The following is an 18868-nucleotide window of genomic DNA, read 5'->3' as shown; positions in this document are numbered from 1 at the left end:
GGCCCGGCTGCGCCCCTGCCGACCGTCTTGCGTCCATTGTCGCGGCGCCCCTATGCTTAGTTTGTGCCGCAACTAAACAAACTGCGGACGGCCCTACCGGGGGGACCGGGCGGAAACACCGCCGTACCCCCGTCGGCCCGCCTCCGTACCGCCCTGACCGTGTTCTTCGCCCTCGACGGCTTCCTCTTCGCCGGCTGGGTGGTCCGCATCCCGGCCATCAAGCACCAGACCGGCGCCTCCGCCGCCACTCTGGGCCTCGCGCTGCTCGGGGTCTCCGCCGGGGCCGTGGTGACCATGGTGTTCACCGGCCGGCTGTGCCGGCGCTTCGGCAGCCATCCGGTGACCGTGGCCTGCGGCGTCCTGCTCTCCCTCGCCATCGCCCTTCCCGCACAGACGCGTTCGGCCCCGGCGCTCGGCATGGTCCTGTTGGTCTTCGGTGCCGCGTACGGCGGGATGAACGTGGCGATGAACAGCGCCGCGGTCGATCTGGTCGCCGCGCTGAGGCGCCCCGTGATGCCCGGCTTCCATGCCGCCTTCAGCCTCGGCGGCATGGTCGGCGCCGGGCTCGGCGGGCTGGTCGCGGGCGGCCTCTCCCCGGCCACCCATCTCCTCGCCCTCACCGGGGCCGGGCTCCTGGTCACCGCGGTGGCCGGGCCGGTGCTGCTGCGTCACCCGGCGCCCCGGCCCGCGGTCCGGGCACCGGGCACCGAGGAGCCTCGGCGGCTGAGCGGGCGGACCCGCCGACTGGTGCTCCTGTTCGGCCTGATCGCACTCTGCACCGCCTACGGTGAAGGCGCCCTGGCCGACTGGGGCGCACTCCACCTGGAGCAGGACCTGCACGCCCACCCCGGCGTCGCGGCCGCCGGCTACTCCTTGTTCGCGCTGGCCATGACGGCGGGCCGGCTCAGCGGCACGGCCCTGCTCGAACGGCTCGGCCAGACCCGCACCCTCGTCCTGGGCGGTGCGACGGCCGCCGTCGGGATGCTGCTCGGTTCGCTCGCCCCCAGCACGTGGCCGGCCCTTCTGGGCTTCGCGGTCACCGGGCTCGGCCTGGCCAACATCTTCCCGGTCGCGGTCGGCCGGGCCGGTGAGCTGGCCGGGGCCGGCGGGGTGGCCGCCGCGTCGACCCTCGGCTACGGCGGGATGCTGCTCGGGCCGCCGGCGATCGGCTTCCTGACCGACTGGTTCTCGCTCCCGGTGGCCCTCACCACGGTGGCGCTGCTGGCCACCACGGCCGCGGCGCTGGGGTACGGGGCACGCAACGCGACCCATGCGCCGGCGGCCTGATCCGGTGGGGACAGGAGCCCGGACCGCTGACACAATCGGGGCCATGGAGATCGCGGACCACATCAAGTCCCTGGCCGCCGCAGGACAGTTGCTGGCGACCGCCGCGCAGGGGGCGGGGACCGGCGCCCCGGTGCCGACCTGTCCTCAGTGGCGGGTGCGCGATCTGCTGCGGCACACCGGGATGGTGCACCGCTGGGCGACCGCGTTCGTCGCCGAAGGCCACACCTCGTACCACCCCGACGACGGGGAACCCGATCTGGACGGGCCGGAACTGATCGACTGGTTCCGCGAGGGCCACGGCCTCCTGGTGGACGCCCTGGACGCCGCGCCGGCCGGGCTGGAGTGCTGGAGCTTCCTGCCCGCGCCGTCGCCCCTGGCCTTCTGGGCCCGGCGCCAGGCGCACGAGACCACGATCCACCGGGTGGACGCGGAGTCGGCCCTGGGTGAACGGCCGTCGCCGGTCCCGGCCGCCCTCGCGGTGGACGGGATCGACGAGTTGCTGCTCGGGTTCCACGCCCGCCCGAAGAGCCTGGTACGCACCTCGGCGCCGCGCACCCTCCGGATGCGCGCCACGGACGCCGACGCCTGCTGGACCGTACACCTCTCTCAGGAGCCGCCACGGGCCGTACGGACGGACGGAGCACCCGAAGAAGGATCCGAAGAAGGGCTCGTGGACTGCGAGTTGGCCGCCTCGGCCAAGGAGCTCTACCTGACGCTCTGGAACCGGCTTCCGCTCGCCGCGGTCACCGTGACGGGCGACCCGGAGCCCGCCCGGATCTGGCGCGAGAATTCCGCGATCAACTGGTCCGGACCGCCAAGGACGCCGGCGACCGGGGCGTAGCGGCGGCCGACAACACGCCCGGCGCAGCGGCCCGTTCCTTCGCCGCGCCCACACCCCCGGCACGTTCTTTCGCCATGCCCACCACTCCCCCGGAACGGTCCGGCGTCGCGCTCACTCCCCCGGCCCGTCGAGCATGCGGGCGAGCACCGACCTCTGCAGGGGCTTCACCTCGGCGTGGCGCTCCCGGCCCTTCGCCGTCAGCTCCACCTGGACGCCCCGGCGGTCCTCGCTGCACATTCCCCGGCGCACCAGGTCGTCCTTCTCCAGCCGTGCCACCAGGCGGGACAGCGCGCTCTGGCTGAGGTGGACCCGGGAGGCCAGCTCCTGCATGCGATAGGCGCAGCCGCCCTCTTCGGACGCCCCCTCCGCCAGTACGTCGAGCACCTCGAAATCGCTGGCGCCGAGGCCGTGCCGGTGCAACTCGCGGTCGAGCTCGCAGAGAGTCCTGGCATGCAGCGCGAGGATGTCCCGCCACTCGTCGACGAGCACCCGCTCGGACTTGTTCGCTGCCATGACCGCACGTTAGCAGAGACGACACCCTTTGTTGCATCGTCATTAAATGCACTTGCATTCAATGCATGTGCATGTACTGTGCTGCGCATGACCACTCCGCTCAACGCCCCCGATTCCCATGCGCGTTGGAGCCCGCGCCTGTGGGGCACGCTCCTCGTGCTCTGCGCCGCGATGTTCCTGGACGCCCTCGACGTCTCCATGGTCGGCGTCGCGCTGCCGTCCATCGCCGACGATCTCGGGCTGACCACTTCGACCCTCCAGTGGATCGTCAGCGGCTACATCCTCGGCTACGGCGGGCTGCTGCTCCTCGGTGGCCGGGCGGCCGATCTGCTGGGCAGGCGCCGGGTCTTCCTCGTCGCGCTCGGTGTCTTCGCCCTCGCCTCGCTGCTCGGTGGTTTCGTCGACTCCGGACCGCTGCTGATCGCCAGTCGTTTCATCAAGGGACTGAGCGCCGCCTTCACCGCACCGGCCGGGCTCTCCATCATCACCACCACGTTCAAGGAGGGCCCGCAGCGCAATCGCGCCCTGTCCATCTACACCACCTGCGCGGCCACCGGATTCTCCATGGGCCTGGTCCTCTCGGGCCTGCTCACCCAGCTGTCCTGGCGGTGGACGATGCTGCTGCCCGCCCCGATCGCCCTGATCGCCCTGGTCGCGGGTCTCAAGCTGATCCCGCACAGCGAGCGCGAGGACACCCACCGCGGCTACGACCTGCCGGGCGCCGTCACCGGCACGGGCGCGATGCTGCTGCTGGTCTTCACGGTCGTGCAGGCGCCCGAGGCCGGCTGGACCTCCGCCCGCACCCTGCTGTCGTTCCTCGCCGTCGCCGTACTGCTCACCGTCTTCGTCACCATCGAGCGGCGCACCGCGAACCCGCTGATCCGCCTCGGGGTGCTGCGCTCCGGGAGCCAGGTCAGGGCGCAGCTGGGCGCCGCGGCGTTCTTCGGGAGTTACGTGGGCTTCCAGTTCCTGGTGACCCAGTACATGCAGTCGCTGCTCGGCTGGTCCGCGCTGGAGACCGCGCTGGCCTTCCTGCCCGCTGGGGTGCTGGTCGCCCTCTCCTCCACGAAGATCGGTGATGTGGTGGACCGGTTCGGGACACCGCGCGTCATCGCCACCGGGTTCACGTTCCTCGTCATCGGCTACGCACTCTTCCTGCGGATCACCCTCACCCCGTCGTACGCCGTGGTGATCCTGCCGTCCATGCTGCTGCTCGGCGCGGCCTGCGCGCTGACCTTCCCCTCGCTCAACATCCAGGCCACCAACGGGGTGGACGACGATGAGCAGGGCATGGTGTCGGGCCTGCTGAACACCTCGATCCAGGTCGGCGGGGCGATCTTCCTGGCGGTCGTGACCGCGGTGATCACGGCGCACGGCAGCGGCGACGGTTCGCGCCAGGCGGTCCTGGACAGCTACCGGCCCGGCCTGGCCGTGGTGACCGCGGTCGCGTTCGCCGGGCTGCTGATCACGCTCACCGGCCTGCGACGCCCAAGGCCCGTACAGCACACCGTGCTGGTCACTTCGTCGGAGACGGACCGTGCGGCCGGGGCCGGGACGACGGCCCCCGCGCAGAAGGTGTCCGTGCGGGACTGACCACCGGGCGAGGGGGACGGTGCGGTGTCCGGCCGGGGCGATTGCTCGTCGGCCGGACACCGCGCCGGTGTGCTGCCGCGAGCGCCGTCCGCGCCCGGCTCAGCCGAGCCAGCCCGGCCGCACCAGCCCCGACTCGTAGGCGAGCACGACGAGCTGGGCCCGGTCGCGGGCGCCCAGCTTCACCATGGTGCGGCTGACGTGGGTCTTGGCGGTGAGGGGGCTGACGACGAGGCGCCGGGCGATCTCCTCGTTGGAGAGCCCTATCCCGACGAGCGCCATCACCTCCCGCTCCCGTTCGGTGAGTTCGCCCAGCCCGGTCGATACCGCGGGTTCCTTGGAACGGGCCGCGAACTCGGCGATCAGGCGCCGGGTGACCCCCGGCGAGAGCAGCGCGTCGCCGCCCACCACCGCCCGTACGGCGCGCAGCAGTTCGTCCGGTTCGGTGTCCTTGACGAGGAAGCCGGAGGCCCCGGACCGGATCGCCTCGAAGACGTACTCGTCGAGCTCGAAGGTGGTGAGCATGACCACCCGGACGTCGTCCAGCCGGGCGTCCCCGGTGATGGCGCGGGTCGCGGCGAGGCCGTCCAGATGCGGCATCCGGATGTCCATCAGCACGATGTCGGGCCGCAGTTCGCCCACCAGGCGCACGGCTTCCGCACCGTCGGCGGCCTCCCCGGCCACCTCGATTTCGGGCTGGGCGTCGAGCAGGGCCCGGAAGCCCGCCCGGACCAGCGACTGGTCGTCGGCGAGCAGTACGCGGATCACGGTGTCTCCTCCTCGTGTGCCGCCGTGCCGGGCGCACCGGACGGCAGTGGAAGCTCGGCGCGCACCCGGAAGCCGCCGTCGGCCCGGGGGCCCGCCTCGATCGTGCCACCGAGCGCGGCGGCCCGCTCCCGCATTCCCGCCAGCCCGTTGCCGCTGCCTCCGGCGTCGCCGCCGGTGGCGGGTCCTTCGTCGTCGATACTGAGCCGGATGCGGCCGGGCCCGTAGCCGATCCGGACCCGCGCGGTACGCGATCCGGAGTGCCGGACCACGTTGGTCAGCGCCTCCTGCACGATACGGAAGGCGGCGAGGTCCGCGCCGGGCGGCACGGCCGGCCGTTCGCCCTCGGTCTCGACGGTGACGGTCAGTCCGGTGCTCGCCGCCTGTTCGACGAGTTCGGGGAGCCGGTCGAGTCCGGGGGCCGGGGCCCTGGGGGCGTCTCCGGGGGTGCGCAGGGTGTCGAGCACCTGACGCACCTCGCCCAGCGCCTCCTTGCTGGCCGCCTTGATGGTGGTCAGCGCCGCACGCGCCTGCTCCGGATCGGAGTCCAGCAGCGCGAGTCCCACGCTCGACTGGACGTTGATGACGGAGATGCTGTGGGCCAGGACGTCATGGAGTTCGCGCGCCATCCGCAGCCGTTCCTCATCGGCCCGGCGCTGCTCCGCCGCCTCCCGTTCCGCCTGCCGGTCCGCCCACTGCTCACGGCGTACGCGTACGAACTCGGCGGCGGCGATGATGGCCACCACCCAGGCGGCGATGCCCAGTTCCTGTCCCCAGGCGGCGGGATGGTCGTCCGAGGGCGGCAGCCACCGGTAGAGCCAGTGCGCCACCAGGACGTGCCCCAGCCACACCATGCCGACGGCGGACCAGGCGGCCCGCCGGTGCCCCGAGACCACGGCGCTGAAGCAGCCCACGGCGACGGCCAGGAAGACCGGCCCGTACGGATAGCCGGCCACCAGATAGATCATCGCTGCGGCCGAGCTGCCGAAGACGGCCACCACGGGGTGGCGGTGGCGCACCAGGAGCACGGCCACGGACAGGAAGAGCAGCAGCCGCGCGAAGAGGTCCAGCGGGGCCCGCTCGTCCATCTGCCCCCGGGCCGCGATGGTCGAGCCGATCATGACGACGGCACCGATCAGGATCGTCGACGGCCAGGCCAGCCGGGTGGTGGACCACCCCGGCGCCCCGGTCAGCCACCGCGGCGGCTCGCCGTGCGCCCAGGGGGGACCACCGCCGCTTCCGTGTGAGCGCTGCTCTTCCATGCCGGCCACGCTAGACCGCGGGCCGCGCCCGGGGCGTCAGCCGGGCGTGGTGCTCACCCGTACTCCCCGGGGAGTACGTCGTACGGGAGAGCCCTCAGCCGTTCCCGCCGACGGGCAGGCCGACCGCGCGGGCCATCTCGGTGACCGCTTCCCGGAAGAAGACGTCCCGGGCCTCCACCACCCGGTTGAACTGGCCGAAGATCTCGAAGGAGATCAGCCCGAACAGCTGCGCCCAGGCGGCGATCAGCGGGGTGGCGGCCTCCGGGGGAAGGCCCGGGGCGAACTCGGTGACCATCCGCGCGGCCTCGTCGCGCAGATCGTCGGCGAGCGTCGGCAGGGCCAGTCCGTCCGCGCGGTGGGCGTCCGCGACCACTGCGATCAGGACGAGGCCGACGCGGGAGGCGGGGCCGATCGTCGCCTGCGGTGCGGTGTAGCCGGGCACGGGCGAGCCGTAGATCAGGGCGTATTCGTGGGGGTGGGCGAGGGCCCAGTCGCGCACGGCCCGGGTGACCGCGATCCAGCGGGCGAGGTGGGTGGCGGCCTCGGCGCCGGCGGCCCGGTGGGCGGCCTCGGCGGCCGCACCGACGGAGTCGTACGCGTCGACGATCAGGGCGGTGAGCAGCTCGTCCCGGCTGGGGAAGTAGCGGTAGAGGGCGGACGACGCCATGCCGAGCTCCCGTGCGACGGCGCGCAGCGACAGCTTCGCGGCGCCCTCGGCCGCAAGCTGTTTCCTCGCCTCGTCCTTGATGGCGGCGGTGACCTCGATACGGGCCCGTTCCCTGGCTCCTCGGACAGTGCTCATGGCCAGCAGTCTGCCACGGAAGCAGAGCACCGACCAACAATGAGAGCAGTGCTCTTGCTTTTGGGCACCCGTCCCGTGCACACTGATCTCAAGCGAGAGCACCGCTCTCAAAACCTTGGGGAGTCACCATGTCTCAGCCGTACTACCTCCGCGGCAGCGCCCTCAACGTCCGGATGAACGGCATCGTCGGCTGGCTCGCCCGCCACGGCGTCAGCATGTTCGGGTCGGCCGAGATGTCGGTGCGCGGCCGCAAGAGCGGGCAGCTGCAGCGCATACCCGTGAACCCCCACACGCATGAGGGCGCGCAGTACCTCGTCTCCGCCCGGGGCCACTCCCAGTGGGTGCGCAACATGCGGGCCGCGGGCGGCGGCGAGCTGCGGGTGGGCCGGAAGGTCCGGGCCTTCACCGCCGTGGAGATCCCGGACGACGAGCAGAAGTCGCTGGTCATCCGCACCTACCTGGAGCGGTGGGGCTGGGAGGTCAACGACTACTTCCAGGGCATCACCGCAAAGTCCTCGGACGCCGAACTGCTGGCGGCCTGCCCGGACCACCCCGTCTTCCGGATCGCCGTGGAGCGCTGACCGTGCATCCGGCGCCGCCCGGCGTACGAAGGGAACTTCGCGGATCAGGCCGGGTCAGGGTCGGCCGACCCTGACCCGGCCTGATCCGGACGAAAGGCCCTAGCGGTCCATCGCGTTCAGCGCCCGCTGTGCCAGCGGATGCGTACGGACCAGCTCGCCGAGCGAGGTCGTGCCGCGGGTGATGCCCGCGAACGCGTTCCAGGCCGGGCGGAATCCTGTCAGTACTGCGTGCAGCACCCCCGGACGGCGCTCGAACAGCTTCAGCATGCGCCGCCCGACACCCATCTCGACGCCGAGTCCCGCCTTGATGGCGAACGCGTAGTTCAGCGCCTGGCGCCGGGCGTCCACCGCATCGTGCGACTCCGCGATCCGGACCGCCCACTCACCGGCCAGCCGCCCCGACCGCAGCGCGAAGGAGATCCCCTCGCGGGTCCACGGCTCCAGCAGCCCCGCCGCGTCGCCGCACACCAGCACCCGCCCGCGTGACAGCGGCGAGTCGTCGCTGCGGCAGCGCGTCAGATGACCGGAGGAGATCTTCGGCTCGAAGCCGGCGAGGCCGAGCCGGGCGATGAAGTCCTCCAGGTACCGCTTGGTTCCCGCCCCGTCGCCCCGCGCCGAGATCACACCGACCGTCAGGACGTCGCCCTTGGGGAAGACCCAGCCGTAACTGCCGGGCATGGGGCCCCAGTCGATGAGCACCCGCCCCGCCCAGTCCTCCGCGACCGTGGCCGGAACCGGGATCTCCGCCTCCAGGCCGAGGTCCACCTGGTCGAGCTTCACCCCGACATGAGCCCCTATCCGCCCCGCGCTGCCGTCGGCACCGACGACCGCGCGGGCCAGGACCGTCTCGCCGCCGGACAGCACCACAGCGACCGTGCGCCGGTCGGGCACCGAGGCGCCGTGCTGCTCGACCCTCATCACGGTCGCGCCCGTACGCAGTTCGGCGCCCGCCTTCTGCGCCTCCTCGACCAGACCCGCGTCGAACTCGGGGCGGTTGATGAGGCCGAAGAGCATCCGCTTGGAGCGGCGGGTCCGCGCCAGCCTGCCGTTGAGCGAGAAGGTGACCGCGTGGATCCGGTCCCGCAGCGGAAGTTCGAACCCGGGCGGCAGCGAATCACGCGAAAACCCGATGATCCCGCCGCCACATGTCTTGTACCGGGGAAGCTCCGCCTTCTCCAGAAGCAGCACCCGCCGGCCGGCGACCGCTGCCGCGTATGCCGCGGATGCTCCGGCCGGTCCACCACCGACTACGACGACATCCCACACGGACGACTCTTCGTGCTCCTGTACGGCGTCTGCGTTCTCGCTGCTCACGATGTGCTTCTGCTCCCGATCCCACCAGTGGCCCATGCTGCTCACGGCATCCTACGGCGCGTTGCCCCCGGCCCCCGCTGTGGGAGGATCGACCGTACGTTCGTCCCGCATGCGACGCCGCACACTCGGTGCACATGTGGCCGGATTCGTACACATAACGTCGCACCCACGAGGAGCGTGCCCATGACCGCCCGTCCGATTTCCGAGACCATTGCCTCGCTGATGCCCCGTGCCAAGGCGGAGCTGGCCGAGTTGGTGGCCTTCCAGTCGGTGGCGGATCCCGCGCAGTTCCCGAAGAGCGAGTGCGAGGCGGCCGCCAACTGGGTCGCCGACGCGCTGCGCGCCGAGGACTTCCAGGACGTCGCCCTTCTCGACACCCCCGACGGCACCCAGTCGGTCTACGGCTTCCTGCCCGGCCCGGCCGGCGCCCCGACCGTACTGCTCTACGCGCACTACGACGTGCAGCCGCCGCTCGACGAGTCCGCCTGGCTCTCGCCCCCGTTCGAGCTGACGGAGCGCGACGGCCGCTGGTACGGGCGGGGCTCGGCCGACTGCAAGGGCGGCTTCATCATGCACCTCCTCGCCCTGCGCGCCCTCAAGGCCGACGGCGGCGTCCCGGTCTCCGTGAAGGTGATCGCCGAGGGTTCCGAGGAGCAGGGCACCGGCGGCCTGGAGCGGTACGCTGAGGCGCACCCCGAACTGCTGGCCGCCGACACCATCGTCATCGGCGACACCGGCAACTTCCGGGTCGGTCTGCCGACGGTCACCGCGACGCTGCGCGGCATGACGATGCTGCGGGTCACCGTCGACACCCTCGAAGGAAACCTGCACTCCGGGCAGTTCGGCGGCGCCGCCCCGGACGCGCTGGCCGCGCTGATCCAGCTGCTGGCGTCGTTGCGCGCCGAGGACGGCACCACGACCGTCGACGGGCTCGCCACGGACACCGAGTGGGACGGACTGCAGTACCCGGAGGCCGAGTTCCGCAAGGACGCGAAGGTCCTCGACGGGGTCGGGCTGATCGGCACGGGCACGGTCGCCGACCGCATCTGGGCCCGGCCCGCCGTCACCGTCATCGGCATCGACTGCCCGCCGGTGGTCGGCGCGACGCCGTCGCTCCAGGCGAGCGCGCGGGCGCAGATCAGCCTGCGGGTCCCGCCGGGCCAGGACGCCGCCGCGGCGACCGAGCTGCTGACCGCCCATCTCGAGGCGCACGCCCCGTGGGGGGCCAGGGTCGCGGTGGAACAGGTCGGCCAGGGCCAGCCGTTCCGCGCGGACACCACCAGCCCGGCGTACACGTCGATGGCGCAGGCGATGGAGGCCGCGTACCCGGGCGAGAAGATGCAGACGTCCGGCATGGGCGGCTCGATCCCGCTCTGCAACACCCTCGCCGCCCTCTACCCGGAGGCCGAGATCCTGCTGATCGGCCTGAGCGAGCCGGAGGCACAGATCCACGCGGTGAACGAGAGCGTCTCGCCCGAGGAACTGGAGCGGCTGTCGCTCGCCGAGGCCCTGTTCCTGCGGAACTACGCGGAGTCCAAGCGGGTCTGACCGCACGCCTTACGATCCGGAGCCCCGCGGACTCCCGGCGAACAGCCGGAACGCGGGGTTCCGCGCTGACCGCGCGGACGCACGTCCACACGGCCCCGCGGTCGCTACGCGCTGAGCGAAGCTCGCCCAGAGCGTAGATCCGCCCGGCGGGCGGGCACGTCCACGTACGTTCGCCGTATGGACGTCGTCGAAGTACTCCCCCAGCTGCACATGTTCCGCTTCCCCATCGGCCAGGCGTACCTGTGGCAGGACGGTGCGGACCTCACCCTGATCGACGCGGGCGACATCGACGCCGCGCCCGCGATCGAGGGTGCGGTGCGCGGTCTCGGCCTGGACCCGGGCCGGATCGGCCGGATCGTGATCACCCACGGACACTGCGACCACTACGGCGCCGCGCAGGAGCTCGCCGACCGGCACGGCGCCGAGATCCTCGCACATCGCCTGGACGCGGCGGTGATCCGGGGCGAGGAGGTCATCGCCGATCCCGTACTGCTCGACTGGGAACTCCCGCTGTGGGAGCACGCGCGGACCGTTCCCGCCGCCCCGCCGACCCGGGTCGACCGCGAACTGGCCGACGGCGACGACCTCGGGTTCGGCGCGGGGGCGCGGGTGGTCCACGCCCCAGGCCACACCCCGGGCTCCATCGGCATCCATCTCCCGCGCCACGGCGTGCTGTTCACCGGGGACTGCGTGGCCGGGGTCGACCGGGTGATGCTGGGCGTCTTCAACATCGACCGGGCGCAGGCCGTGGCCTCCTTCCGGCGGCTGGCCGCGCTGGAGCCGGCCACGGTCTGCTTCGGGCACGGCGAACCGCTGACCGCGGACGCCCCGGCGCTGCTGCGCGCCGCAGAGCCAGTCGGGTGAACTCTGATCGGGCGGCCACGCCTTGGCGCGCTCTCAGCCGACGGGGGCTCCGGCCTCCAGGTTGAGCACGACTGACCGCTCGCGGGCGCGCAGCGCCCAGCGCAGCCGTTCGTAACGGGTCGGGGGCAGCATGGTGGCCGCCTCCGCCTCGGTGGCGAACCGCCAGCCGCGCAGTTCGGAGCCGGGCAGCAGCAGCCGCTGCGCGTCCGCGCCGGTCAGCAGGCCGCCGTCGAAGAGGAGCCGCAGGCCGCCGTAGCCGGGCGGCCTGGGCGCCTCCCAGTCGACAACGAGGAGTTTCGGCACCCGGTCGAGATGGATGCCTATCTCCTCGGCCACTTCACGGATCCCGGCCTGGGCCGGTGCCTCGCCGGACTCGACGACTCCGCCCGGGAATTCCCAGCCGGGTTTGTACGTCGGGTCGACGAGCAGCACCCGGTCGTGCTCGTCGAAGAGCAGGACGCCGGCCGCCACGGTCTCCGCGGTCGGTTCGGGTGTCTGCACGATCTCGCACGGGGTGGCGGCGCCGCTGCCGACCGCCTCGGCTATGCGCTCGGCCGTCTCGTACGGGGTGAGCGCGCCGGTGTCGATGGCGTAGGCGTCCTGGGTGAGCCAGCCGAGCGCCGCCCGGTACGGCTCGATGTGCTGGCGGGCCCACTGCCGTACCCGGTCGCTGTGCGCCGGATCGCCGGGATACTCCACGCGGTCGGCGATCCGTTTGCGCAGGATCGTTTCCTCAGGTGAGAGCAGGACATGGCGCACCGCTATGCGCCGGGAGGCCAGCCCTCCGAAGATCTCGTCCCGGTACTCCTGTCTCAGCAGGGTCATCGGCACCACCAGCACACCGGGCACCTCGGCGAGCAGGGCCGCCGCGGTGTCCACCACCAGTCTCCGCCAGATCGGCAGGTCCTGGAAGTCCGTCACCTCGGCGAGTCTCTTCTGGGGCAGCAGCTGCCGCAGCCCCGCGCCGACGAGTGCGGGGTCGTAGAAGGTGCTGTTCGGGATCAGATCGATCAGTTCACGCGCGGCGCTCGTCTTGCCCACGCCGAACGCACCGTTGATCCAGACGATCACGGTTCCCCCTCTTCCGTAGCCCCCTGTGGCTTGCCCGCAACACCCTGCCGCGAAAACCCGGTTGTGGCGATGCCTGCTTCCCGGACGGAACCGACGGCTGTCCGGCGCCGGCACCCCCGGCAGCAGCGACAAGCTCGGGACGGCTTGCCGGCGGCCACAGCCCTTCCACAGGACGGCTTGCTGGTGGCCACAGCCCTTCCACTCCGCCATCACAATTTCATCACCACCGGAATATTTGAATCCTGGGCACCTGCCGGGACCGTTACGGTCATCTCTCCATGAGCAGCACCAGGGGGGACATATGCCTCAAAACCAGCAACCGCCGTGGGGGCCACCGCCCCAGCCGCCCGGCAACAACCCGTACGGAACGCCCGGTCCACCGGACCGCCGTCCGAAGTGGGCACGGAAGCGCATAGTGATCCCGGCTGCCGTCGTCCTGTTCCTCGTGGGTGTGGGCATCGGGGCCGCGGACGATCCCGCCGCGACGGAGAAGGCCGCCGACGCGAAGGCCGCGCCGTCCGCGACGGTGACCGCGGCGGCCACGGTGACGGCCACCCCGGCGCCGTCGGTCACCGAGACCGTCACCGCGAGCCCGGAGCCGGCGCCCACCGTCACGAAGACCCGCACCGTCAGGGTGACCGTCCCGCCCGCGGCCGAGGACGACGGCTCCTCCGGCGGATCCGGTTCGGGCGGGGGCGGCGCCACGTACTACGCCAACTGCTCCGCCGCACGGGTGGCCGGCGCCGCGCCCGTCCACGCGGGCGAGCCCGGCTACGGTCGCCATCTCGACCGGGACGGGGACGGGGTCGGCTGCGAATAGCGGCCGTCCGGAAGCGGGGCGTGCTCCCTCGGGTCCGATGACTGCTAACCCTTGCTGGACCCGAGGGTGAGGCCCGCGATGAAGTGGCGCTGGAGCAGCAGGAAGACCACCAGCGTGGGCAGGGCGACGATCACCGAGCCTGCGGCGAGCAGGTTGTAGTCCGTGAAGAACTGGCCCCTGAGGTTGTTCAGCGCCGAGGTGATGGGGAGCTTGTCGCCGTCGGAGATGAAGACCAGCGCCCACAGGAAGTCGTTGTACATCCAGGTGAACTGGAGCGTGCCGAGCGCGGCCAGGGCCGGGCGGCACAGCGGCAGGGTGATCCGCCAGTACCGGGTCCAGACGCCCGCGCCGTCGACGACGGCGGCCTCCAGGATCTCCTGCGGCAGGGTGCGCATGAAGTTGGCCAGGACGAAGACGCAGAAGCCGAGCTGGAATCCGACCTGCACGACGACGACGGCCCAGTACGAGTCGAACATCGTCATCGAGTCGGACATCCAGTAGGGCAGCGGGATGCGGTTGAACACCACGTACAGGGGCGTCACGATCACCTGCTGCGGCAGCAGGTTCCCGGCGGTGAAGAGCATCAGCAGGACGAGCCCGCCGCGCATCTTCAGGCGCGCCAGCGCGAAAGCCACGAACGAGGCGAGGAAGAGGGTGACCAGCACCCCCGGGACCGCGATGATCATGGTGTTGACGAAGTACTTCGTCATGCCGGAGTCGGAGAACGCCTGGCGGTAGTAGTCCAGGGAGAGATGGCGGGGCAGCGAGAAGTAGCCGTGCTCGGCGGTCTCGTCGTACGGCCGCAGCGACGCGTACACCGCGAGCAGCAGCGGGGCGAGGAAGGCGAGGGAGACCGCCATCAGGAAGGCGTGGACTCCGATCCGGCCGGGGCGGGTCCGGCGCCGGGCGGCACGGGCCGGCGGCGCGGGCGGTGCGGCGAGCGGGACCGGGGCGGCTTGGGCGGTCAACGGTTCTTCTCCCCTCGGAGCTCCTGGACCAGGTACGTCACGACGAACCCCAGGGAGACGACCAGCAGGACGACGGCGATGGCGGAGCCGAAGCCGATCCGGCTGGCCTCACCGATGATGTTGTCGGTGACGAGGACCGAGAGCAGTTCGAGCCCGTTGCGGCCGTGATTGACCGCGTACACGATGTCGAACGCGCGCAGGGACTCGATGACGGTGATGACGCCGACGATGACGTTGACCGGCCGCAGGGTGGGCAGGACGATACGGAAGAAGGTCTGGGTCTCCCCCGCCCCGTCGATCGCCGCGGCCTCCTTCAGCGAGGGGTCGACGGCCTTGAGTCCGGCGAGGTAGAGGATCATCACGTAGCCGGTGTGCCGCCAGGCGGCGGCGAGCATGACCATCCAGATGTTGAGGTCCGGATCGCCGAGCCAGTCCGTCGGTGAACCCGTGTCGCCGATGACCGCGTTGAGGGCGCCCTGGTCGCGGGAGAAGACCAGCTGGGCGATGAATCCGACCACGGCGAGCGACAGCACGACGGGCATGTACAGCGTCGACTGGTAGAAGCGGCTGAAGCGCACCCCCCGGTCGATGAGCACGGCCAGCAGCAGCCCGAAGGGGGTGGCGACCAGGCCGAGAAAGGCGAGCCAGAGCAGATTGTGCCGGGCCGCGGGCCAGAACTGCGGGTAGTTGTTGAAGAGGTTCTCGTAGTTCTGCGTACCGACCCACTTGATGTCACCGATGCCGTCCCAGCCGGTGAAGGAGAGCGCCACGGAGGCGAGGGTCGGTCCCCAGACGACGGCGATGTCGAGCAGGACGGGTATGCCGAGCAGCACAGCGAGTACGGCGAGGTCGCGGCCGGTGAACCGTCGCGAGACCCGCCGTCCGGTGCGCCGGGCCGGGATGAACGACACGGTCGGTACTCCAGGTTCGGTCGGATGCCATCGGGGTCGTCCGGGGTCAGTCGGCGGCGAAGACGGTCTTCTTCTGCCGTTCGATGTCGTTGACCAGGCCGTCCACGTCGTCCGGGTCGCTGATGAACTTCTGGATCGCGGGGATCATGACCGTGGAGGAGAAGTCCGGCCTGGTGTCCCGGTCCAGGAACTGGGAGATCTGCTTCGCCCCGGAGACCAGCTCCACGGCCTTCTTCTGGAGCGGTGAGTACGTGGAGATGTCGGCCTGGTCGCTGACCGCGATGTTGTTCGGGTCGCTCTTCAGGTAGATGTCCTCGGCCTTCCCGGTGGCCAGCCACTTGAGCAGGCCCTTGGCGCTCTCCAGGCTCTTGCCGTTCGTGAGGTTCTTCGATTTCTTGGCCAGCAGGAAGCCGTCGATGGGTGCCTCGACGGCGTCCTGACCGTGCTCCGGATTGATCTCGGGGAAGGGGAAGAAGTCGATGTCGCCCTGTTCGCCCTTGGGGAACTGGGCCCCGGGGTGCGGCAGTCCGAGGACGGCCATGCCGGCTTCCTTCTTCTGGAGGCTGTTGGCGGCCTCCTGCCAGGTACGGCCGTTGGCGCCCGGCTGGCAGTAAGGGAGGAGCCGACGCCAGGTGTCGAAGACCTCCCGGACCCGCTTGTCGGTCCAGGCGACCTCGCCCGCCATCAGGCTCTTGTGGAACTCGTAGCCGTTGGTCCGCATGTCGATGTAGTCGAAGGTGCCCATGGCGGGCCAGCCGTCCTTGTCGCAGAACGCGATGGGGTCGAGCTTGTCCTTCTTCATCTGCTCGGCGAGCGCGACGTATTCGTCGAGCGTCCTCGGCGCCTGATAGCCGCGGTCCGCGAACAGGCTCTTGCGGTGGAAGACGGCCCACGGATAGTAGTAGTAGGGGGTGAGGTACTGCTTGCCGTCCGCTCCGGTGGACTGGGCCTTCAGCGCGGCCGAGAAGCCCTTGTAGTCCTGCCAGTTGTCGCTGATGTCGTGCAGCAGTCCTTTTTCGGCGAAGAATTGCATCCGGTATCCGGCGAACCACATGAAGACGTCGTCCGGCCTGCCCTGGAGATATCTGTTGATGTTCTCCTGAAAGGTGTTGTGGTCGACGGTGTTGACCTTCACCTTCCGCCCGTCCGACTGTGCCTCGTACGCGGCGAAGGCGTCGGCGAACGCCTTCTTCGGAACCGGGTCGGAGGAATTCGACCCCAAGGTGATCGTCTTCCCGTCGCCCCCGGGGCCGCTCCCGCAGGCGGTGAGCAGCGCGGGCAGCGCCACCGCTCCGGCACCAACGGCCGCGCCACGCAGCAGACTCCGCCGGGACATCCGATGTCCTGCGAAACTGCCCGGCACACCCGACCTGTCGTAACCAGACTGCGTCATGCCCCGCTCCTTCGGAGATGCAACCCAACACAACCGAACGTGCGATTGGATCTCACCCCCAACTGATGGTGCCGTCAAGGGTTTTGACGAGATACCGGGGCAACCGCCGCCACCCCTCTTCCAACACACTTCAACACGCCCTAACGTAATCGCACGCCTTGGCGTGCACATGCTGTCATCCGATCATGGACGAGTATGGAGGAACGTAACGATGCGTCATCTTCCAACCCGTACAACCCGAACCAGCCGTCGTGGAGTCATCGGAGTGCTGATGGCCGGGCTGCTGTGCGCCGCGGGAACGACCGTTCCCGCCGCCGCGAACTCGCCCCTCACCGGGCCCGCGCCCATTCACGCCGTGACTCCGCAGTCCGGAAACGGCCTTGCGCTCACCCCTCCGATGGGGTTCAACAATTGGAACTCGACACACTGCCGGGCCGAGTTCGACGAGTCGATGATCAAGGGAATCGCCGACATCTTCGTCGAGAAGGGCCTCAAGGCGGCGGGCTATCAGTACGTCAATCTCGACGACTGCTGGGCGAAGCAGCAGCGCAATGCGGACGGAAAGCTGGAGGCCGATCCGCAGCGCTTCCCGAACGGCATCAAGGCCGTCGCGGACTATGTGCACTCCAAGGGCCTCAAAATCGGCATCTACACCAGCGCCGGCACCAAGACCTGCGACAGTGCGGGTCTCCCGGGAGCACTTGGTCATGAGTTCAGTGACGCACAGCAGTTCGCGGACTGGGGCATCGACTATCTGAAGTACGACAACTGCAACAACCAGGGTGTCGACGCGAAGAAGCGCTATACGACGATGCGGGACGCCCTGGCGGCGACGGGCCGCCCGATCGTCTACAGCATCTGCGAATGGGGCGAGAACAAGCCCTGGGAGTGGGCCGGCGAACTCGGCAACCTCTGGCGCACGACCGGCGACATCAACGACAGCTGGGGCAGCATGCTGTCGATCATGAAGAAGAACCTGCCCCTCGCGGCCGCCGCCGGCCCGGGGCACTGGAACGACCCCGACATGCTGGAGGTCGGCAACGGCGGCATGACGGACACGGAGTACCGCACCCACTTCTCCATGTGGTCGGTGATGGCGGCGCCACTGCTCATCGGCTCCGATCTGCGCAAGGCAAGCGCGGAGACCTTCGAGATCCTCTCCAACCAGGAGGTCATCGCCGTCGATCAGGACCCGCTCGGCAAGCAGGGCACCGTGCTCTCCTCCGTCGGCGGACGCTGGGTGGTCGCCAAGGAGATGCGGGACGGCAGCCGCGCCGTCGCCCTCTTCAACGAGACCGGCAGCGCCCAGCGCATCGCGACGACGGCCGCCGAGGTGGGACTGCCGGAGGCCGACGGGTACACGATGCGCGACCTGTGGGAGCACAGGTCCTACAACACCGCGGGCACCCTGGCGGCGACCGTCCCGGCGCACGGGACGGTGCTGCTGCGCGTCGCCGCCGACGACAAGTGGGCCGCCCAGCCGCCCGCGGTGGAACTCGGCCTGGACTCACGCCCGTTGATCGAAGCCGGGCACACCGCCACGCTGACCACCACGGTCACCGATCTGGGCCGCACCCCCGCCAGGAACGTCTCGGCGCAGCTCAGCGGCCCCTCGGGCTGGCAGGTGAAGGCGGTGTCGCCGACCGGTTCACCGGCGCTGCCCACCAGCCGCTCCCTGAGCACCCGCTGGCAGGTGACGGCCCCCGCGCGGGCAACTGGTGCGTACGACCTGACCTTCGCCGTCCGGTACCGCTCACCGGCCGGCACCCGGGTGGAATCCACGGTCCCGCTCCGGGCCCATGTCGTGGTCCCGCCGCCGGCGGGCGGCGGTTACCTGAGCGATCTGCCGCAGCTCTCGGCATCCAACGGCTGGGGCCCGGTCGAGAAGGACACCAGCAACGGTGAGAGCGGTGCGGGCGACGGCAATCCGCTGACGATCGGCGGCGAGGTCTTCACCAAGGGCCTCGGCGTGCACGCCGACAGCGCCGTCGAGTTCTACACCGGCGGGGCGTGCGACACCGTGACGGCGCGGGTCGGGGTCGACGACGAGAAGGGCACCAGGGGAACGGTCGCCTTCGAGGTCTGGGCCGACGGTACGAAGGCGGCGTCGACCGGCGTGCTGACCAACGCGATGCCCGCCCAGCCGCTCACCGCCGATGTGAGCGGCGCGCAGGTGGTACGTCTGGTGGTCGGCGACGGCGGGGACGGCGTCGATTCCGACCACGCGGACTGGGCGGACCTCCGGATCACCTGCTGACGAGGGGCGGCGGTGGCGGCGCCACGCGTTCGGCGGGCGGGTGGTTTCCGGGGAACCAGCCCCGGAAACCACCCGACGCCG

At 70.7% G+C, this 18868-nt stretch carries 17 protein-coding genes; 8 read left to right on the top strand and 9 right to left on the bottom strand.

Going from position 1 to position 18868, the window contains the following annotated elements; genetic code table 11:
• Nucleotides 1-63: 63 nt before the first annotated feature.
• Together OG842_RS35370 and OG842_RS35365 are read left to right on the top strand one after the other, a co-directional pair.
• Nucleotides 64-1287 carry an MFS transporter gene (locus OG842_RS35370; RefSeq protein WP_266735014.1) on the top strand — a complete coding sequence of 408 codons (1224 nt, stop codon included), beginning with the start codon at nt 64-66 and terminating at the stop codon, nt 1285-1287.
• 43 nt (nt 1288-1330) lie between these two features.
• The gene (locus OG842_RS35365; protein WP_266735016.1) at nt 1331-2128 is read left to right on the top strand and encodes a maleylpyruvate isomerase family mycothiol-dependent enzyme; all 798 of its coding nucleotides are present in this window, start codon (nt 1331-1333) and stop codon (nt 2126-2128) included.
• A 111-nt stretch (nt 2129-2239) separates the two neighbouring features.
• On the opposite strand, the gene OG842_RS35360 is transcribed toward OG842_RS35365, so the two are convergent.
• Complete coding sequence (locus OG842_RS35360) at nt 2240-2641, bottom strand: MarR family winged helix-turn-helix transcriptional regulator (RefSeq protein ID WP_266735018.1); 402 nt, start codon at nt 2639-2641, stop codon at nt 2240-2242.
• A gap of 87 nt (nt 2642-2728) precedes the next feature.
• Here OG842_RS35360 and OG842_RS35355 point away from each other — a divergent pair, with 87 nt between their 5' ends.
• Entirely contained in the window at nt 2729-4234 is a 1506-nt protein-coding gene (locus OG842_RS35355; protein WP_266735019.1) for an MFS transporter, read from the top strand.
• 99 nt (nt 4235-4333) lie between these two features.
• Here OG842_RS35355 and OG842_RS35350 read toward each other — a convergent pair whose 3' ends face one another.
• From OG842_RS35350 to OG842_RS35340, 3 genes are all read right to left on the bottom strand, one after another.
• On the bottom strand, nt 4334-4999 hold the full coding sequence (locus OG842_RS35350) for a response regulator (RefSeq protein ID WP_266735020.1): 666 nt from the start codon (nt 4997-4999) through the stop codon (nt 4334-4336).
• Nucleotides 4996-6258, bottom strand: coding sequence for a sensor histidine kinase (locus tag OG842_RS35345; RefSeq protein WP_266735021.1), 1263 nt, complete (start codon nt 6256-6258; stop codon nt 4996-4998). The genes OG842_RS35350 and OG842_RS35345 overlap by 4 nt, the downstream gene beginning before the upstream one ends.
• Nucleotides 6259-6352: 94 nt before the next feature.
• On the bottom strand, nt 6353-7060 hold the full coding sequence (locus tag OG842_RS35340; RefSeq protein ID WP_266735023.1) for a TetR/AcrR family transcriptional regulator: 708 nt from the start codon (nt 7058-7060) through the stop codon (nt 6353-6355).
• Nucleotides 7061-7188: 128 nt separating this feature from the next.
• On the opposite strand from OG842_RS35340, the gene OG842_RS35335 reads away from it, so the two are divergent.
• Nucleotides 7189-7641 (top strand): nitroreductase family deazaflavin-dependent oxidoreductase, encoded by a 453-nt coding sequence (locus tag OG842_RS35335; protein WP_266735025.1) that lies wholly within the window; start codon nt 7189-7191, stop codon nt 7639-7641.
• A 99-nt stretch (nt 7642-7740) separates the two neighbouring features.
• Here the strand turns inward: OG842_RS35335 and OG842_RS35330 are convergent, their stop codons facing one another.
• Nucleotides 7741-8955 carry a geranylgeranyl reductase family protein gene (locus tag OG842_RS35330; protein ID WP_266735027.1) on the bottom strand — a complete coding sequence of 405 codons (1215 nt, stop codon included), beginning with the start codon at nt 8953-8955 and terminating at the stop codon, nt 7741-7743.
• 183 nt (nt 8956-9138) lie between these two features.
• Here OG842_RS35330 and OG842_RS35325 point away from each other — a divergent pair, with 183 nt between their 5' ends.
• Nucleotides 9139-10503, top strand: coding sequence for a dipeptidase (locus OG842_RS35325; RefSeq protein ID WP_266735029.1), 1365 nt, complete (start codon nt 9139-9141; stop codon nt 10501-10503).
• A gap of 177 nt (nt 10504-10680) precedes the next feature.
• A complete protein-coding gene (locus OG842_RS35320) occupies nt 10681-11367 on the top strand; it encodes an MBL fold metallo-hydrolase (protein WP_266735031.1) in 687 nt (228 codons plus the stop codon).
• 33 nt (nt 11368-11400) lie between these two features.
• On the opposite strand, the gene OG842_RS35315 is transcribed toward OG842_RS35320, so the two are convergent.
• On the bottom strand, nt 11401-12438 hold the full coding sequence (locus OG842_RS35315; protein WP_266735033.1) for an NUDIX hydrolase: 1038 nt from the start codon (nt 12436-12438) through the stop codon (nt 11401-11403).
• Between the two features lie 415 nt (nt 12439-12853).
• Here OG842_RS35315 and OG842_RS35310 point away from each other — a divergent pair, with 415 nt between their 5' ends.
• Entirely contained in the window at nt 12854-13258 is a 405-nt protein-coding gene (locus OG842_RS35310; protein WP_323185852.1) for an excalibur calcium-binding domain-containing protein, read from the top strand.
• A 44-nt stretch (nt 13259-13302) separates the two neighbouring features.
• Here OG842_RS35310 and OG842_RS35305 read toward each other — a convergent pair whose 3' ends face one another.
• Genes OG842_RS35305 through OG842_RS35295 form a run of 3 tightly spaced genes read right to left on the bottom strand, consistent with a single transcriptional unit; the run spans nt 13303 to nt 16473 of the window.
• On the bottom strand, nt 13303-14226 hold the full coding sequence (locus OG842_RS35305; protein ID WP_266735037.1) for a carbohydrate ABC transporter permease: 924 nt from the start codon (nt 14224-14226) through the stop codon (nt 13303-13305).
• Nucleotides 14223-15137: a carbohydrate ABC transporter permease gene (locus OG842_RS35300; protein WP_266735038.1), complete on the bottom strand. Its 915-nt coding sequence runs from the start codon at nt 15135-15137 to the stop codon at nt 14223-14225. The genes OG842_RS35305 and OG842_RS35300 overlap by 4 nt, the downstream gene beginning before the upstream one ends.
• A gap of 46 nt (nt 15138-15183) precedes the next feature.
• A complete protein-coding gene (locus OG842_RS35295) occupies nt 15184-16473 on the bottom strand; it encodes an ABC transporter substrate-binding protein (RefSeq protein ID WP_266737279.1) in 1290 nt (429 codons plus the stop codon).
• 268 nt (nt 16474-16741) lie between these two features.
• Here OG842_RS35295 and OG842_RS35290 point away from each other — a divergent pair, with 268 nt between their 5' ends.
• A complete protein-coding gene (locus tag OG842_RS35290; RefSeq protein ID WP_443064025.1) occupies nt 16742-18787 on the top strand; it encodes an NPCBM/NEW2 domain-containing protein in 2046 nt (681 codons plus the stop codon).
• Nucleotides 18788-18868: the final 81 nt, after the last annotated feature.

It is taken from the genome of Streptomyces sp. NBC_00376 (genome assembly GCF_036077095.1).
Classification (GTDB): domain Bacteria; phylum Actinomycetota; class Actinomycetes; order Streptomycetales; family Streptomycetaceae; genus Streptomyces.
Note: the sequence above shows the minus strand (reverse complement) of the source record. Positions and strands in the feature narration are given on the sequence as shown.

Coding starts and splice junctions, on each gene's coding strand:
- OG842_RS35365 (WP_266735016.1), top strand. CDS start 1,331: ATGGAGATCGCGGACCACATCAAGTCCCTGGCCGCCGCAGGACAGTTG.
- OG842_RS35360 (WP_266735018.1), bottom strand. CDS start 2,641: ATGGCAGCGAACAAGTCCGAGCGGGTGCTCGTCGACGAGTGGCGGGAC.
- OG842_RS35355 (WP_266735019.1), top strand. CDS start 2,729: ATGACCACTCCGCTCAACGCCCCCGATTCCCATGCGCGTTGGAGCCCG.
- OG842_RS35345 (WP_266735021.1), bottom strand. CDS start 6,258: ATGGAAGAGCAGCGCTCACACGGAAGCGGCGGTGGTCCCCCCTGGGCG.
- OG842_RS35340 (WP_266735023.1), bottom strand. CDS start 7,060: ATGAGCACTGTCCGAGGAGCCAGGGAACGGGCCCGTATCGAGGTCACC.
- OG842_RS35335 (WP_266735025.1), top strand. CDS start 7,189: ATGTCTCAGCCGTACTACCTCCGCGGCAGCGCCCTCAACGTCCGGATG.
- OG842_RS35325 (WP_266735029.1), top strand. CDS start 9,139: ATGACCGCCCGTCCGATTTCCGAGACCATTGCCTCGCTGATGCCCCGT.
- OG842_RS35320 (WP_266735031.1), top strand. CDS start 10,681: ATGGACGTCGTCGAAGTACTCCCCCAGCTGCACATGTTCCGCTTCCCC.
- OG842_RS35295 (WP_266737279.1), bottom strand. CDS start 16,473: ATGTCCCGGCGGAGTCTGCTGCGTGGCGCGGCCGTTGGTGCCGGAGCG.
- OG842_RS35290 (WP_443064025.1), top strand. CDS start 16,742: ATGCGTCATCTTCCAACCCGTACAACCCGAACCAGCCGTCGTGGAGTC.